The sequence below is a fragment of the Jiangella mangrovi genome (assembly GCF_014204975.1).
Taxonomy (GTDB): Bacteria; Actinomycetota; Actinomycetes; order Jiangellales; family Jiangellaceae; genus Jiangella; species Jiangella mangrovi.
The window spans coordinates 3,523,239-3,539,492 of sequence record NZ_JACHMM010000001.1 but is presented as its reverse complement, the minus strand read 5'-3'; the positions used below and the strand labels follow the sequence as shown (position 1 = coordinate 3,539,492).

The window sequence follows — 16,254 nt, the reverse complement described above, 5'->3', positions numbered from 1 at the left end:
CCCTCCCAGCCGGGCGGGGTGGCCCACCCGGTGGGTGGGGGCGGCTAGCCCGCCGAACCGGGCGCGACGGGGACCTCGATCGCCGGCAGCCGGGCGGCGTCGACGATCGTGCGCTCGCCCAGCGGCTGGTCGAGTTCGACGACGACCGGGGTGGGCGGGTTGCCCTGGCAGTCCGCACCGCCCTCGACCCCACGGACGCCCACGACCAGCCGGACCTCGTCGTCGGTCTCGTCGACGCTCACCGTGACGCGGTCGGTCGCCGCCTGGCCGGACGCGCAGGCCTGCTCCACGACCAGCAGCGACAGCGACGTGTCGGCCGCCGACGGCGGAGCCGCCGGGTCGAGCAGCACCGTCCCGGGACCGAGACCCTCCATCACAGCGCGCAGCGCGCACGGCCCGGAGGACGTCGGCATCCACTGCCCGTCCACCAGCGAGACGATCAGGCGTTCGTGGTCGCGGACCTCGCCGTCCAGGATGTCGGGCGGGTCGAGGGGCGCACCGCAGCCAGCTCCTCGTCGCCGGTGTCGAGCGCGCGCCAGCCGTCGAGCCCGTCGGTCGCGGCGGCGAACGCGTCGAGGCCGGGGTGCTCCAGGCCGTCGACCGGCGGCGCGTCGTCCCACTCCGCGGCCGTGGTGACGACGCCGAAGCAGTCGTACTGGGCCGACGCCGGGCCGGCGACCTCACCGCCGGCGTCCTCGGACCCGCACGCCGCGGCGGTCAGCACAGCAACCACAACGGCGACCGGCAGCACCACCCGGCGAATCGTCGGCATCGTCGCCTCCCGCGTCCATTGTGGCAATGGATCCGCGTCAGGGGAACAGCCGCTCCAGCACCTGCGCCACCCCGTCCTCGTCGTTCGAGGCGCAGCGGTGCGACGCGGCGGCGACGGCGTCGGGGTGGGCGTTGCGGACGGCGTAGGAGGTGCCGGCCCAGGTGAGCATGGGCACGTCGTTGGGCATGTCGCCGAACGCGACCACGTCGTGCGCGTCGACGCCCAGCTCGGCGCACAAGGTCGCGAGCGCCGACGCCTTCGAGACGCCGGCCCGGCTGACCTCGAGCACGGGCGCGTGCCCGGAGTAGGTCGCGGCCGCCAGCGACCCGACGACGGCCGCCGCTCGCGAGACGAACTCGCGCGCGTCGAGCGACGGATGGGTGACGACCAGCTTCGAGACCGGCTCGGCCAGCAGCTCCTCCAGCTCGGCGACCACCGTCCCGTCGGGCGCGGGCCAGGTGCCGCGGAACGACGGCTCCTGGCCGAAGGTCAGCCGCCGCTCGATGGCGAACGTCGCGCCCGGCACGCTGGCCCGAATGGCCCGCGCGACCTCCAGCGCGACGTCGCCGGGCAGGCCGTGCTCCTCGATCACCTCGCGGCGCCGCACGTCGTAGACCAGCGCGCCGTTGGCGCAGATCGCCAGCCCGTGCGAGCCGACCTCGGACGCCAGGACGTCGATCCAGCGCGGCGGCCGCCCGGACACGAACACCACGGTCGCGCCGGCCTCCTCCGCCCGGGCGAGCGCGGAACGGGTGCGCGGCGACACCGTCCCGTCGCTGTGCAGCAGGGTCCCGTCGAGGTCGGTGGCGACGACCTTCACGGCAGCGTCAGCCCGGACTGGACGGCGAAGACCACCAGCTGGGCGCGGTCGCGGGCGTGCAGCTTCACCATGGCCCGCGACACGTGCGTGCGGACGGTGGCCGGGCTGACGACGAGCTCGGCGGCGATCTCGTCGTTGGACCGGCCGGTGGCGACCCACGCGACGATCTCGCGCTCGCGCTCGGTGAGCCGGACCAGCTCGGGGTGCGGCGCGCTGGCCGGCACGTCGCGGGCGCTGAACTGCTCGATGACCCGCCGGGTGACGGACGGCGACAGCAGCGACGCGCCGTCGGCGACCACCCTGATGGCGTGCAGCAGCTCGTCGGGCGGCGAGTCCTTGAGCACGAACCCGCTGGCCCCGCCGCGCAGCGCCTCGAACACGTACTCGTCCAGCTCGAACGTCGTCAGCACGATGACCTTCACTTGCGCGAGCAGGGGATCGGCCGTGATCTCGCGCAGCGCGGCCAGGCCGTCGAGCACTGGCATGCGGATGTCCATGAGCACGACGTCGGGCTTCGTACGGCGGACGAGGTCGACCCCGGCCCTGCCGTCGGCCGCCTCGCCGGCCAGCTCGGTGTCGTCCTCGGTCTCCAGCAGGGTGGCCAGCCCCATGCGCACCAGCGCCTGGTCGTCGACCACCGCCACGCGAATCACGCCGTCGCTCATGGCGTCGATCCTGACATGTCCGTCTGACGGTCCGCGGGCACGAGGGGCAGCCGGGCGTGGACGGCGAACCCGCCGCCGGTCCGTGGACCGGCCTGCAGCCGCCCGCCGAGCGCCTCGGCCCGGGCCCGCATGCCCGCGATTCCGGTGCCCGACCCATCGGGGGACGACGGCGTCAGCTGCGGCTCCGCACGGGGCCGGGCGCCCACGCCGTCGTCGCTCACGTCCAGCAGCAGCTCGCCGTCCGAGCGCCGGATGCGCACCTCGGCCCGGGTGGCGGCGGCGTGGCGGAGCACGTTGGTGAGCGACTCCTGCACGATCCGGTACGCGGCGACGTCGACGTCCGGCGGGAGGTCGCCGTCGGCCCCGGAGAGGTCCGCCGTCACCTCGACGCCGCCGGCCCGGATGCGGTCGAGCAGCACGCCGACCTCGGACAGCCCGGCGACCGGACGGCGGGGCGCGGCGTCGGTGACGGGGCTGCGCAGCACCTGCAGCTCGGCGCGCAGGCCGTCGAGCGAGGACTTGCTGGTGTCGCGGATGGCCTCGAGCGCCGCGCGCACCTTCTCGGGATTGCGCTCCAGCACGTGCAGCGCGACGCCGGCCTGCATGGCGATGACCGCGAGCCCGTGGCCGACGGAGTCGTGCAGCTCCTGCGCCATGCGCAGCCGTTCCTCCGACACCGCGCGGCGGGCCAGCGCCGCCCGGACGTCGGCCTGCGACTCGCGCCGCGTCTTCAGCGCCGCGCCGATGGCGAGCGGTGCGGCGAACGCGGCCAGCGAGCCGATGGTCCCGGCGCTGGCCTGCCGCCAGAAGTCGCCGGACTCGTCCAGCAGCCGCGACACCGACAAGACGGCGATGAGCGCCCAGTAGCCGCCGATCCACCGCACCGCCGTCCGCAGCGGCAGCTGGTACCCGAACGTGAAGCTGACCACCAGGATCGTGAACATGATCGGGCCGTACGGATAGCCGGCGGCGAGGTAGCCCAGGACGGCCGCGCCACTCACCATGAGGACGGTGCGCGGGTAACGGCTGCGCAGCACGAACGGCAGCGTCGCGAGCACCACCAGGGCGTACGCGTACACGTCGGCGTCGCGGCCCTCGTCCTGGCCGGCGCTGGCACCGTGCGTCCCCGCGATGCAGATGAACAGCAGGAACAGCGCGATGCCGGCGTCGAGCAGCGAGACCTTGAAAGGGGCGTACTTCTTCACGTCACCGACCCTAGGACGGCCGCCCCGTCGCCGGCGTCGGCAACGCGGCGTAACCGCACTACGCGGATCTGCGTACGTGCGATGCCGCTCTGGAGCCGACGCGGGCGACGGCGGCTGCGCGGGAGCGTGGAGCCATGACGAACACCATCGTGGTCACCGACCGGCTGACCAAGCGCTACGGCGAACGGCTCGCCGTCAGCGACGTGAGCCTCACCGTCCGCAGCGGCGAGGTGTACGGCTTCCTCGGACCGAACGGAGCCGGCAAGACGACCACGCTGCGCATGCTGCTCGGCCTGGTCCGTCCCACCAGTGGGACCGCGACGATCCTGGGCCACGCGCCCGGCGAGCCCGGCGCGACGTCCCGCATCGGCGCGCTGGTCGAGGGGCCGGGCTTCTACCCGTACCTCTCCGGCCGCGACAACCTGCGCGTCATGGGCCGCTACCAGGGCGTCTCCGACCGGGCCGTCGACGAGGCACTCGACCGGGTCGATCTCGCGGCTCGTGGCGGCGACGCGTTCAAGTCGTACTCGCTGGGCATGAAGCAGCGGCTCGGCGTGGCGTCGGCGCTGCTCGGCGAGCCGGACCTGCTGGTCCTCGACGAGCCGACCAACGGCCTCGACCCCGCCGGCATGGCCGACATGCGCAAGCTCGTCGTCGACCTCGCGCAGCAGGGCCAGACGGTGCTGCTGTCGAGCCACCTGCTGGCCGAGGTCCAGGAGATCTGCGACCGCGTCGGCGTCATCGCGCACGGCCGGCTGCTCGCCGAGAGCACCGTCGCCGAGCTGCGCGGCGCCAGCACCCTGCTGGTCCGCGCGCAGCCCGTCGAGCTGGCGCTGGCGGTGTCGATGCAGGTGGCCGGCGACGACGCCGTCCAGCTCACCGACGACGGGGTCCGGCTGGAGCTGCCCGAGGAGCGGGCGCCCGAGCTGGCCCGCGCGCTGGTCGAGGCCGGCGCCGACATCCACGAGATCCGCCCCTCGGAGCGGTCCCTCGAGGACGTGTTCTTCGAGATGACGACCGACCACCCGGACCAGGCGGACCACTCGGACCAGGAGGAGAACCGATGAGCACCGCGACCACGACTAGCGCACCCGCCGCCCGGAGCGGCGCGGCGCGATCCGCGACCGGCCCGCTGGGCGGCCTGCTCGCCAGCACCCGGGCCGAGCTGCTGCGCCTGCGCAAGTGGCCCGCCGTCTGGGTCCTGGCGACGGTGTGGCTGCTGCTGAACCTCACCTTCGCGTACCTTTTCAACTACATCGCCTACGCCACCGGATCGTCCGGCTTCTCCAACGAGGGCGTCTCGCCCGAGGCGCTGCTGCCGGACCTGCTGCCCGCGGCGATCCCGTCGGTCCTCACCGGCGGCATGCCGATGTTCGGCGGCGCGATCATGTTCATCCTGGGCGCGCTGGCCGCCGGCAGCGGCTTCGGCTGGGGCGCCTGGAAGACCGTGTTCACGCAGGGCCCGCGCCGGGTGCCGGCGTTCGGCGGGACCCTGGCCGCCGTCGGTGTGGCGGTCGTCGGCGTGGTCGCGGCGACGCTGGTCCTCGACCTCATCGCGTCGACCCTGATCGCCGTCGTCGAGGGGCAGAGCATCGTCTGGCCGGCGCTCGGCCCGCTGGCGGAGTCGGCCGGCGGAGCGCTGCTGATCTTCGGGATGTGGGCCGCGGCCGGCGTGCTGGTCGGCGTGCTGACCCGCAGCCCCGCACTGGCGGTCGGCCTCGGGCTGGTGTGGTCGCTGGTGATCGAGAACCTGCTGCGCGGCGTCGGCAACCTGCTGGGCGGCGTGGAGTACGTGACCGACGTGCTACCGGGGACGGCGGCCGGTTCGCTGGCCGGCGCGCTGGGCGCCGGCGGCCAGGGCGACCCGGACGGTGCGCCGGGCGTGCTGACGGTGCTCGACGGCCGGCCGGCGGCGCTGCTGGTGGCGGCGTACCTGGTGGCCTTCGCCGCCGTGGCCGCGCTACTGATGCGCCACCGCGACGTGGTGTGACGACGAGCGGTCGATGACGTGAGCGGGCGGCCCAGGGGCCGCCCGCTCCGCCGTGGTCACTCGCGCGTGGTGAGCTGCATCTCGAGCGAGACGTCGGTGCCGATCTCGCCCCGGTTGGAACCGTCCTCGACCAGCAGCAGGATGCTGTTGGAGCCGCTGCTGGTGGCGGTGACGGCCATGGGGAAGCTCAGGTTGCCGCTGCTGGTGCCCGAGCCCGCCCCGGTGCCCTCGAGGACCTCGATGGTCGCCGTCCCCTGCTCGAGCGTGGTGGGCAGGGCCTGCTGCGTCACCTCGGTCTCGAAGGTGTACGCCGTGCCGTCGAACTCAGTGAGCCGGTAGGTGGTGGTGCTGCAGAAGACGACGCCGTTGGAGTCGACGGCCGTGGCGACGTCCCAGACGGCGCCGACTCCGACCGGTTCGCGGGGCAGCGGAACGGCCAGCTGCTCGAGCTGGGCGCCCATCTGGCCGATGGCCGCGGCCAGCGCGGGGTCGGAGACGCCCGCGGTGTCGATGTCGCCCTCGATGAACACGCCGCTGCGATCGGTGGTGACCGTGCTGGTGAGGCCGACCATCGACCCCATGGCGGCCTGCAGCTGGGGGTCGTCGGAGTCGAACTCGGCGCGGTCGTAGACGACCGACATGGAGATCTGCTCGTCGGTGACCTCGTCGATGGTGACCGCGAGGCCGAAGATCATCGGCGGGATCTGCTGCGGCGGCTGGGCCACGCCGCCGAGGGTCTGCGTCGACTCGGTGAGGATGGTCATGTCGAGTCCGACGGTCTGGCCGGCGGTGGGTGAGAGCTCCATGAGGGCGCGCGGCTCCGCGCCCGGGTCGGCCACGGTGACCTGAGGCGCGTCGTCGGTGCTGCACGAGACCTCGTCGTCGGCCACCGGCTCCTCGGTCGGCTCGTCCGTGGGCTCGGGCTCCTCGGAGGCCTCCGCCGTCGGCGAGGAGGTGCCGGCGGCGGACGCGCCGCCGTCGTCGGAGTCACCGCAGCCGGCGAGGACGAGAAGGGCAGCGGCCAGGGGCAGGCAGCCGGTGATGCGGCGCACGGGGGCTCCTCGGAGGGGGTAGGACCAGGTGGAACGCACTCTAGTCCCGCCCACCGACAACTCAATTCACCACAAGGTAACCGCGGCTCACCCCGTCGGGCCGCGGCCGCTCCAGCTCCACGCGTAGGCGCCGTCGTCGCTCTGCTGGCCGGCCTCGCCGATCTCGAGCGGCCGGAAGGTGTCGACCATGACGGCGAGCTCGTCGAAGTAGTCCTTGCCCAGCGCCCGCTCGATCGCCGCCGGCTGCGGGCCGTGCGAGTGCCCGCCCGGGTGCAGCGTGATGGAGCCCTGGCCGATGCCGGAGCCCTTGCGCGCCTCGTAGTCGCCGCCGCAGTAGAACATGACCTCGTCGGAGTCGACGTTGGAGTGGAAGTACGGCACCGGCACGGCCAGCGGGTGGTAGTCGACCTTGCGCGGCACGAAGTTGCAGATGACGAAGTTGTAGCCCTCGAAGACCTGGTGCACGGGCGGCGGCTGGTGGATGCGCCCGGTGATCGGTTCGAAGTCGTCGACGTTGAACGTGTACGGGTAGAGGCAGCCGTCCCAGCCGACCACGTCGAACGGGTGCGTCGGGTAGGTCACGATGCTGCCGACCAGGCCGGACGGGCCGTGGCCGCGGTGCTTCGTGTACACGTCGACGTCGGTGCCCTCGGTGACGAACGGCTCCGCCGGCGCGGTCAGGTCGCGCTCGCAGTACGGCGCGTGCTCGAGGAACTGGCCGAACCGCGACAGGTACCGCTTCGGCGGCGTGATGTGCGAGTTCGCCTCGACGACGTACGCGCGGAGCGGGCCGTCCCCCGTCGGGACCCAGCGGTGCACCGTCGCGCGCGGGATGATCGCGTAGTCGCCCTTGCGGACGTGCAGCAGGCCGAACATGGTCTCGAGCGTCGCCTCGCCGTCCTCGACGTACACGCACTCGTCGCCGATGGCGTTGCGGTAGAGCGGCGACGACTCGCCGGCCGCGACGTAGGCGATGCGGACGTCGCCGTTGCCGAGCAGCAGCCGGCGACCGGTGACCACGTCGAACGCCTTCCAGTCCTTGCCCGGGAAGAGGTCGTGCGGCTTGAGGTGCATCGGCTTGAGCGGGTGGTTGGCGACGGTGCGGGCGTCGGGCAGCTCCCAGATGCGCGAGTCGACGATGGCCGACGGCACGCCCTCGTGGTAGAGCAGCGACGAGTCCGACGAGAACCCCTCCTCGCCCATCAGCTCCTCGTAGTACAGGGCGCCGTCGGGCTTGCGGAACTGAGTGTGCCGCTTCGGCGGGACCTGGCCGACGCTGCGGTAGAACATCTCCGTCACCTTCTCGGCGTTGTTCGGCATTGTTCGGAAATCGGACACACTTGCCCGTATATCGACCAGCGTCGAGGATGGTGAGATGGGTGTCAAGGAGGACGGGCCTGCGATGACGATTCCACCGATCTTCGACCGCCTGATCGACGACGCCGCCGTGTTCCCGCCGGGCGACCTGCCGCTGGCCGACGCCGTCCCGGCGCACGTGGCGCACCGGTCGGCCTGGTACGCCGGCCTGGTCGGGCCGCTGCTCTGCCCGGCGACGTCGCTGCCGTCGCTTGCGTCGTTGTCGCAGCGGTTGCCGGAGGCACGCGGGCCGCTGGGCGTCGCCGTCATCGTCGACACCGGGACGGCCGGCGCGCTCGGCGCCGTCGACACCGTCGTCGGGGAGCCGGGCCTGACGCTGCGTGGCGTCGAGCTGGCCCTGCGCGGGTCGCCGCTCGGCGACGCGGCCCGGCGGGCGGTGGCCGCTCTGGACGCCGCGCTCGGTGGCCCCGACGACGACGAGCCCGCCTACGTCGAGGTGCCGCTCGCCCCGGGATGGGAGTCGGCCCTCGACGTCATCAGCGAGGCCGGCTACCGGGCGAAGCTGCGCACCCGCGGACCCGCGGCTGACGCCGTCCCGTCGAACGAGGAGGTGGCGGCGTTCGTCGTCGCGTGCCTCGACCGGGGCGTCGTCATGAAGTTCACCGCGGGCCTGCACCACGCCGTCCGCGGCCCCGTCGAGCACGGGTTCCTCAACATGCTGCTCGCCGTGGGGACGGCGGCGGGCGGCGGGTCCGTGGCGGACCTGGCGCGGGTGCTGTCGATCGACGACGGCGCCCGCTTGGCCGCCGCCGTGGGCGGCCTCGACGCGGCGTCGGTGCGGCGCTGGTTCGGGTCCTACGGGTCGTGCAGCATCGCCGAGCCGCTGTCGGAGCTGATCGGCCTCGGGCTGGTGTCCGAACCCGGTAGGGTCGCGCGGTGACCTGGTTGGATCTTGCCGACGACGCCCCCTTCGACGCCTGGACGCTGCCCTACGGCGTCTTCTCCACCGACGGCGAGGAGCCGCGGGTCGGGGTCGCGGTCGGCTCCTGGATCCTCGACCTCGCGCCGCTCGCCGCCGTCGAGGGGCTGGACGGCTCGCACCTGTTCGCGCAGCGCTCGCTGAACCCGTTCCTCGCGGCCGGCCGGCGGGCGTGGGACGCGGTGCGCGGCTGGCTGCTCGAGGTGGTCACCGAGTCGCCGCACCGCGACCTCGTCGAGCCGCAGCTCGTCCCGCTGGCCGAGGCGACGCTGCACCGCCCGTTCACCGTCGGCGACTACGTCGACTTCTACGCCTCGCAGACCCACGCCGAGAACGTCGGGCAGATCTTCCGGCCCGACTCCCCCGCGCTGCCCGCGGCCTGGAAGCACCTGCCCATCGGCTACCACGGCCGGGGCGGCACCGTCGTCGTCTCCGGGACGCCGATCGTGCGGCCGTCGGGGCTACGCCGGGTGGGCGGCGCTTCCGGGGACGTCGAGTTCGGGCCGTCGCTGAAGCTCGACATCGAGGTCGAGGCCGGGTTCGTGGTCGGGACGCCGTCGGCGCTGGGGTCGCGGGTGCCGGTGTCGTCGTTCGAGGACCACGTGTTCGGCATGGTGCTGGTCAACGACTGGTCGGCTCGCGACATCCAGGCCTTCGAGTACGTCCCGCTCGGGCCGTTCCTGGGCAAGTCCTTCGCGACCTCGATGTCGCCGTGGGTCGTGCCGCTGGCCGCCCTGGAGCCGGCGCGCGTCTCGCCGCCGCCGCGCTCGCCTGCACTGTCGTCGTACTTGCGCGACGAGGGGCCGTGGGGTCTGGACCTGACCTTCGAGGTGCTCTGGAACGACAGAGTCGTCGCCCGCCCGCCGTCGCGCGACCTGTACTGGACGCCGGCCCAGATGCTCGCCCATATGACGGTGAACGGCGCCTCCGTCCGCACCGGCGACCTCTACGCAAGCGGAACCGTGAGCGCCCCCCGCCCGGACAGCGGCTCCTTCCTGGAGCTGACCTGGAACGGCACGGAACCAGTGACGCTGAGCGACGGCTCCCGGCGCTCCTTCCTCGAGGACGGCGACACCATCACCATCCGCGCCACGGCCCCCGGCCCAGGCCAGTCGCGCCAGAGGTTGGGCGAAGTGACCGGAACCATCCACCCCACCCCATGATCATCAAAGAATTGGGGTGTCAGGGCGCCCTGTTTCTTTGATGATCATGGGGCGGGTCGCTGGGCACCGGGAGCCGCACGAGCGGAGGGTGCCCGTCCAGCCGCGGGCTCGGAGGACGCGGGCCTGTTCGGCGGCGACAGTGCACGGCTTGCCGTACACGTCGGCGTGGCCGTACCGGAGCGTGGCCCGCCCGTCGACGGTGGCGCGATTGTCGCGGCGGTGGTCGCGGAAGCGCCCTTCGCCGGTATGCCCGACGCGCCCATCGAGCTCCACGCGGACGTGGTACTCGTCGTAGTCGACGTCGATCCAGATGACCCGCCGGCCCGCGACGCGGCGCTGCCGTTGGCCGGTGGGCAGACCGTGGGCGCGTTCGACCCGGTGCAGGTGGCGTAGCTCGAGTGGTGACTGAGCACCGTCGGCGATGTCGGCGAGCATGGCCTCGACCATGCCGCGCCAGCGGATCTTCTTCCGCCGGGCCAGCGCTCCGGTCAGCCGCTTGGGCGTGGTCAGGCGGCGCTGGCAGGCCGCCGTCACCCAGCCCTCCGCGTCGCCGGGGTCCGGCGCAATGTTGACGAGATCGAGCACGGTCTCGTCGATGCGGGTCCGGGCCGGCGTGGCGGCCGGGTGCCTGGTTCGAGGCAGCCGGTGCGCGTAGTGGACGCGGACGCCATCGATCTTGCCCCCGACGTACCGGTCGGCCGGCACCGTCACGTGGATCACCGGGCCTGGGTCGTCGCACAGGCCACCGAGGTAGGCCGCGGTGCGATGGCTGGCGACCGCGCCCGGTCCGGCTCGCAGGAGCGCTGCCCACACCTGCGCGTGGAACGTCAACGGGCCGGTGACCGTGGCGTAGGTGTGGGCGTGGATGCGGGTCCAGCGCCCGGACCCCACCAGCCATCTGATCTTGTCGGCACTGAACCCGGCCGCCAGCGCCTGAGCACGGCTGACGATGCCGTGCTGGTCGGCGATGAGGTCGTCGAGGTCCACGGCGCACAGCGTGCGTCAGGCAACGCCGTCGCGCCAATCGGCCCTGTGGACAACGATGATCATCAAAGAAACGGGGCGCCCTGACACCCCATTTCTTTGATGATCATGGGCGGGTGGGTCAGGCGTGGCCGGCGTGCTCGTGCTCGACGTGGCCTTCGGGCTCGATCTGGAACGTGCTGTGCTCGATGTCGAAGTGGCCGGCGAGGCAGTCGTGCAGGCCGTCCAGGACCGAGTCCGCACCACACCCGGGCGGGGCCTCGTCGGCGATGACGACGTGGGCGGACAGGACCGGGACGCCGCTGGTGATGGTCCACGCGTGCAGGTCGTGGACGTCGACCACGCCGGGGATGCCGATGATGTGGCGGCGGACGTCCTCGAGGTCGACGCCCTTGGGGGTGGCCTCGAGGAGCACGTCGAGCACCTCGCGCAGCAGCAGCCAGGCGCGCGGCAGGATCAGCAGGCCGATGAGGATCGACGCCAGCGCGTCGGCCTGTGTCCAGCCGGTCCCGATGATGACCAGCGCCGCCGCCACCACGGCCAGCGATCCCAGCGTGTCGCCCAGGACCTCGAGGTACGCGCCGCGCACGTTCAGGCTCGCGGACTGCCCGGAGCGCAACAGCAGCAGCCCGCCGACGTTCGCCAGCATGCCGACCACGGCGACGACCAGCATGATGCCGGTCTCGATCTCGCCGGGGTCGCCCAGCCGCCGGACGCCGCCGACGATCGCCAGCACGCCGATGACCGCGACGACCACGCCGTTGGTGAGCGCTGCCAGGATCTCGGCCCGCTGCCAGCCGAACGTCCGCGCCACGGTCGTCGGCCGGGCCGCGATGGCCGTGGCCAGCAGCGCCAGCGCGACCCCGAGCCCGTCGGCCAGCATGTGCCCGGCGTCGGCGAACAGCGCCAGCGAGCCGGACATGAACGCGCCGACGACCTCGGCCACCAGCACGACGGCGATGATGACCAGGACCGCCTGCATGCGCCGCCGGTACGCGTACGACGCGGTGGCCCCGCGCGGCGGCAGGCCGTGCCCGTGACCGTGTCCGGCGCCCATCAGTGCGCCTGCCCGGGTCTGGTGGCGGGGGCGGCGGTGTCGGGGCGCGCCCGGTGACCGGGAACGACGGCGTCAGCGTGCGGTCCCGCGGCACCGGCCCCCGCACCGGCGCCCGCACCGTCCGGGCACAGCCGCGCAGGTGAGCCGGCCGCCGCCAAGACGTCCTCGGCGGCGGCCAGCATGGCCCACAGCTCGGGCCGGATGAGCGCGTAGTACGTGGACCGGCCGTGCGGGTGCGGCTCGACCAGCCCGGCGTGGCGCAGGCAGGACAGGTGGCCGGACACCGTCGACTGGGCCAGTCCGAGTTCGGCGGTGAGGTCGACCACCCGTCGTTCACCGGCGCCGAGCAGCCGCACGATCTCGAGCCGGGCCGGGTCGGCCAGGCTGTGGAACAGCTGCACGGCCGCCGTGTCGGCGGACGTCCGATTCATCGTCATACGACGATGATAACGCCCCTCACCGATGAACGGCCACGAGCCCCAGCGTCACGGCAGCGCCGGCTTGCCCGCCGTCCACACCCACACGTCGAAGAACTCCTCGAGGTCCTGGCCGGACAGCTCCTCGGCCAGCGCCTGGAAGTCGTCCGTCGTCGCGACCGAGTCCTTGTACCGCGTCGGCCACTCGACCGACAGCGCGTCGAACGCCGTCGCGCCGATCTCCTGGCGCAGCGCGTACAGCGTCGCCGCGCCCCGGTCGTAGACGGCGCCGGCGAACAGCCCGAGCGGGCCCGGGTCGGCGACGACCGTCTGCCAGAACGCGTTGGTCGCCGGGATCGCCATGACGTCGGCGAAGTTCTCCGCCGCCGTGGTCCGCCCGTCGTGCTCGGACCAGAGCCACTCGGCGTACGACGCCCAGCCCTCGTTGAGCCAGATGTCCGACCAGCGCTCCGGGCTGACGGTGTTGCCCATCCACTGGTGCGCGAGCTCGTGGGCGACCGTGCCCTCCGACGCGCTCCGGGAGTAGATCGGCCGGGTCTGCGTCTCCAGCGCGTAGCCGACGCTGTCGTCGTCGACGATGGCGCCGTAGGAGGAGAACGGGTACGGCCCGAAGCGGGTCTCGAAGAACGCGATCATCTCGGCGGTCTGCGCGAGGCCGGCCGACGCCGCGGGCGCGAGGTCGCGGTCGATCGCGTCGATGTTCAGCAGGCCGTCCGGCGTCGTCCACTGCCGCAACTCGTAGTTGCCGACCGACGCCGTGACCAGGTAGCTCGCCATCGGCTCGCGCGACGACCACTCCCAGGTCGTCCGCCCGTTCGCGGTCGTGGAACCGACGAGGTCGCCGTTGCCGACCGCGACCAGACCCGCCGGCACGTCGACCGAGACGTCGTAGGTCGCCTTGTCGGTCGGGTGGTCGCTGACGGGGTACCAGGTCATCGAGCCGTCCGGCTCGCTCGCCACCATGGCGCCGTCGCGCGTGGTCACCCAGCCGTAGAGGGCGCCCTCGATGTCGACCGGCCGGCCGGTGGCGCCGCCGTAGGTGACGACGACGTCGACGGCCCTGCCGCGGGGCAGGATCGTCTTCGGCGTGATGACCAGCTCGTCGCCCTGACGGGTGAACGACGCCGGCCGGTTCTTGACGACGACGGACTCGACGGTCAGCCCGCGCAGGTCCAGGTTCAGGCTGGTCAGATGCCGCGTCGGCACGATCGTGACGGTCGCGACGGCGGTCAGCTGGCCGGTCAGCGGCGCGGGCGCGGCGGCCGGCGGCTGGTAGCGCAGGTCGAGGTCGTAGTGCACGGCGTCGTAGCCGCCGTTGCCCGCGAACGGGAAGTAGGCGTCGCCCGCACCGGACCCGCCCGGGGCCGGCCGCGACGACTGGCCGTCGGCGGCAGAGGCGGGCAGGACGACTCCCGCCGTCAGCACGACGGCGCACGCCGCGGCCAGACCGGACCTCATACGAGTTCTCATTCGAGCACGCTCCCCCGGTAGTCGACGGTTGATCACCGCAGCCTGCCCGAGTTCGGGGCAAAAGGGAACGCCCCCGTGCGACCGCATAGGCTCGGGTCTCGTGGGTGTGCGCGCGCGTCTCGCGGGTTTCCTCGGTGTCCGTCCGCTGGTTCCGGACGCCGCCGCGCGCCGGTCGGTGCGCCAGGCGGCGCAGGCCGAGCCGGCGCTCCTCGATCTCCCCGACGACGAGCTGACTCGGCGGCTGCGCGGTGACGACGGCGACCGGGCGATCGCCGTCGCTCGTGAGCTGGGACGGCGGGCGCTCGGCGAACGCGCCCACGACAACCAGCTGCTCGCCGTTCTCGGCCTGCTGGCCGGGCGGATCGTGCAGCTCGACACCGGCGAGGGCAAGACGCTGGTCGGCGCGCTCGCGGCGACGCTGTCCGCCGCCCGCGGCCGGCACGTCACCGTCCTGGCGGCCAACGACTACCTCGCCCGCCGCGACGCCACCTGGATGCGCCCGCTGTACGACGCGGCCGGCGTGAGCGTCGCCTGGGTCGACGGCGACACGGAGCCGGACGAGCGGCGGGCCGCCTACGCCGCCGACGTCACCTACGTCGCCGCCAGCGAGCTGGGCTTCGACGAGCTGCGCGACCGGCTGGTCCGCGACCCCGCGGAGCGCGTGCGCGCCCGGCGCGAGGTCGTCGTCGTCGACGAGGCCGACTCCGTCCTCATCGACCAGGCCCGCCAGCCGCTCGTCCTCGCCGGCGCCGTCGACGACGCCGAGTCCGACACCGCCATGGCCCGGCTGGTCGCCACGATGCGCAAGGGCGAGCACTACACGGTGAGCGACGACGGCTTCGGGGTCGCGTTCACGCCGGCGGGCGAGTCGCTCGTCGAAGAGGAGTTCGGCGTCGACCTGTACTCCGAGGCCGACGGCGGGCGCACCCTCACCCGGGCCAACCTCGCCGTCCACGCCGAGGCGCTGCTGACCCGCGACGTCGACTACCTCGTGCGCGACGGCGCCGTCCAGCTCGTCGACGCCTCGAAGGGCCGCGTGGCCCGGCTGCAGCGCTGGCCCGACGGGCTGCAGGCCGCCGTCGAGGCGAAGGAGGGACTGACGCCGAGCCAGGCGGGCGAGATCCTCGACTCCGTCACCGCGGCGGAGCTGGTGCAGGAGTTCGGCCTGCTCTGCGGCATGACCGGCACCGCGGCCACAGCGGTCGAGCAGTTCGACCGGATGTACCGCCTGCGGGTCGAGGTGGTCGCGCCCAACCTGCCCTGCGTCCGCGTCGACGAGCCGCTCGCGCTCTACGCCACCCGCGCGGACAAGCTGCGCGCCGTCGTCGCCCGCATCGCCGACGCGCACGCGACCGGCCGGCCCGTCCTCGTGGGCACGCCCAGCGTCGCCGACAGCGAGGAGCTCGCCGAGCTGCTGGCCGCCGCCGACGTCGACTGCGTCGTCCTGAACGCCAAGAACGACGAGGCCGAGGCCGCCGTCATCGCCGAGGCCGGGCGGCGCGACGCGGTCACCGTCTCGACCCAGCTGGCCGGCCGCGGCGTCGACATCCGGCTCGGCGGCGGGAGCGACGACGGCGACGGCGGCGACCGGGCTCGCGCGGAGGTCGCCGAGCTGGGCGGGCTGCTGGTCATCGGGACGGAGCCGCACGCGGCCGCGCGCCTCGACGACCAGCTGCGCGGCCGGGCCGGGCGGCAGGGCGACCCCGGCGGCTCGGCGTTCTTCGCCAGCCTCGACGACGACGTCATCGCCAAGCACGCCCGCATGCGGGCCTCGGCGGACGCCTACGGCGCGATCACGTCCGCGGGCACCCGCGCGCAGGCCGAGCACGCCCAGCGCGTGGCCGAGGGCGTGGCCCTGCGCATCTACACGAACACCCACGAGTACGCCGTCGTGCCCCGGCGCCAGCGTGCCCACGTCCTCGCCCGCCGCGAGGAGCTGCTCGAGCTGCCCGAACCGGAGCGCGGTGTGCGGCTCTTCCACCTCGACCGCGCGTGGGCGGACCACCTCGCCCACCTGGCGCACGTGCGCGACTCCACGCCCCTGCGCTCGCTGTCGGGCAAGACGCCGGTCGTCGAGTTCAACGCCGAGGCCGTCCAGGCCTTCGAGCCGCTGCTGCGGCAGGCCGAAGACGACGCCGACGCGTTCCTGGCCGCCCACCCGGACCTCGCCGACGCCGACGAGGCCGACACGCTGGGCCTCGGCCGGCCGTCGGCCACCTGGACCTACGTCGTCCGCGACGACCCGTTCGCCTCGCCGGTCGAGCGCTTCCTCACCGGCATCACCCGGCGGGCCCTCGGCCGCCCCGACCCCGACGAGCGCCCCGCCGCGAGCTGACAGACTGG

Annotated in this window: 16 protein-coding genes; 5 read left to right on the top strand and 11 right to left on the bottom strand. The window is 73.5% G+C overall.

Annotated features, from left to right (window positions below; all coding sequences use genetic code 11):
* Positions 1-44: 44 nt before the first annotated feature.
* From HD601_RS16360 to HD601_RS35805, 5 genes are read right to left on the bottom strand one after another with little or no spacing between them, the layout of a single operon-like run.
* Positions 45-428 (bottom strand): hypothetical protein, encoded by a 384-nt coding sequence (locus tag HD601_RS16360; RefSeq protein ID WP_184823545.1) that lies wholly within the window; start codon positions 426-428, stop codon positions 45-47.
* A gap of 11 nt (positions 429-439) precedes the next feature.
* Complete coding sequence (locus HD601_RS16355; RefSeq protein ID WP_184823543.1) at positions 440-772, bottom strand: hypothetical protein; 333 nt, start codon at positions 770-772, stop codon at positions 440-442.
* Positions 773-809: 37 nt separating this feature from the next.
* Positions 810-1,592: an HAD-IIB family hydrolase gene (locus HD601_RS16350; RefSeq protein WP_184823541.1), complete on the bottom strand. Its 783-nt coding sequence runs from the start codon at positions 1,590-1,592 to the stop codon at positions 810-812.
* Positions 1,589-2,245, bottom strand: a complete 657-nt coding sequence (locus tag HD601_RS16345; RefSeq protein WP_184829948.1) for a response regulator — start codon at positions 2,243-2,245, stop codon at positions 1,589-1,591. Before HD601_RS16345 ends, HD601_RS16350 begins: the two co-directional genes overlap by 4 nt.
* Positions 2,246-2,253: 8 nt before the next feature.
* Complete coding sequence (locus HD601_RS35805; RefSeq protein WP_184823539.1) at positions 2,254-3,462, bottom strand: histidine kinase; 1,209 nt, start codon at positions 3,460-3,462, stop codon at positions 2,254-2,256.
* A gap of 134 nt (positions 3,463-3,596) precedes the next feature.
* Between HD601_RS35805 and HD601_RS16335 the strand changes: the two genes are divergently transcribed.
* Both HD601_RS16335 and HD601_RS16330 read left to right on the top strand, forming a co-directional pair.
* Positions 3,597-4,529 (top strand): ATP-binding cassette domain-containing protein, encoded by a 933-nt coding sequence (locus HD601_RS16335; RefSeq protein ID WP_184823537.1) that lies wholly within the window; start codon positions 3,597-3,599, stop codon positions 4,527-4,529.
* Positions 4,526-5,452 carry a hypothetical protein gene (locus HD601_RS16330; RefSeq protein ID WP_221441042.1) on the top strand — a complete coding sequence of 309 codons (927 nt, stop codon included), beginning with the start codon at positions 4,526-4,528 and terminating at the stop codon, positions 5,450-5,452. The genes HD601_RS16335 and HD601_RS16330 overlap by 4 nt, the downstream gene beginning before the upstream one ends.
* Before the next feature lie 56 nt (positions 5,453-5,508).
* Here the strand turns inward: HD601_RS16330 and HD601_RS16325 are convergent, their stop codons facing one another.
* A complete protein-coding gene (locus HD601_RS16325; protein WP_184823535.1) occupies positions 5,509-6,504 on the bottom strand; it encodes a hypothetical protein in 996 nt (331 codons plus the stop codon).
* An 87-nt stretch (positions 6,505-6,591) separates the two neighbouring features.
* Positions 6,592-7,824 (bottom strand): homogentisate 1,2-dioxygenase, encoded by a 1,233-nt coding sequence (locus HD601_RS16320; RefSeq protein ID WP_221441041.1) that lies wholly within the window; start codon positions 7,822-7,824, stop codon positions 6,592-6,594.
* 82 nt (positions 7,825-7,906) lie between these two features.
* Between HD601_RS16320 and HD601_RS16315 the strand changes: the two genes are divergently transcribed.
* Entirely contained in the window at positions 7,907-8,761 is an 855-nt protein-coding gene (locus HD601_RS16315) for a hypothetical protein (RefSeq protein ID WP_184823533.1), read from the top strand.
* Positions 8,758-9,963 (top strand): fumarylacetoacetase, encoded by a 1,206-nt coding sequence (fahA, locus tag HD601_RS16310; RefSeq protein ID WP_184823531.1) that lies wholly within the window; start codon positions 8,758-8,760, stop codon positions 9,961-9,963. The genes HD601_RS16315 and fahA overlap by 4 nt, the downstream gene beginning before the upstream one ends.
* Positions 9,964-9,966: 3 nt before the next feature.
* Here fahA and HD601_RS16305 read toward each other — a convergent pair whose 3' ends face one another.
* The 4 genes from HD601_RS16305 to HD601_RS16290 form a co-directional block, all read right to left on the bottom strand.
* Entirely contained in the window at positions 9,967-10,950 is a 984-nt protein-coding gene (locus HD601_RS16305) for a type IV toxin-antitoxin system AbiEi family antitoxin domain-containing protein (protein ID WP_221441040.1), read from the bottom strand.
* Between the two features lie 118 nt (positions 10,951-11,068).
* On the bottom strand, positions 11,069-12,004 hold the full coding sequence (locus HD601_RS16300) for a cation diffusion facilitator family transporter (RefSeq protein ID WP_184823529.1): 936 nt from the start codon (positions 12,002-12,004) through the stop codon (positions 11,069-11,071).
* Positions 12,004-12,441: an ArsR/SmtB family transcription factor gene (locus HD601_RS16295; RefSeq protein ID WP_221441039.1), complete on the bottom strand. Its 438-nt coding sequence runs from the start codon at positions 12,439-12,441 to the stop codon at positions 12,004-12,006. The genes HD601_RS16300 and HD601_RS16295 overlap by 1 nt, the downstream gene beginning before the upstream one ends.
* A gap of 48 nt (positions 12,442-12,489) precedes the next feature.
* Positions 12,490-13,899, bottom strand: a complete 1,410-nt coding sequence (locus HD601_RS16290; protein WP_184823526.1) for a M1 family metallopeptidase — start codon at positions 13,897-13,899, stop codon at positions 12,490-12,492.
* A gap of 112 nt (positions 13,900-14,011) precedes the next feature.
* On the opposite strand from HD601_RS16290, the gene HD601_RS16285 reads away from it, so the two are divergent.
* The gene (locus tag HD601_RS16285) at positions 14,012-16,246 is read left to right on the top strand and encodes a preprotein translocase subunit SecA (RefSeq protein ID WP_221441038.1); all 2,235 of its coding nucleotides are present in this window, start codon (positions 14,012-14,014) and stop codon (positions 16,244-16,246) included.
* Positions 16,247-16,254: the final 8 nt, after the last annotated feature.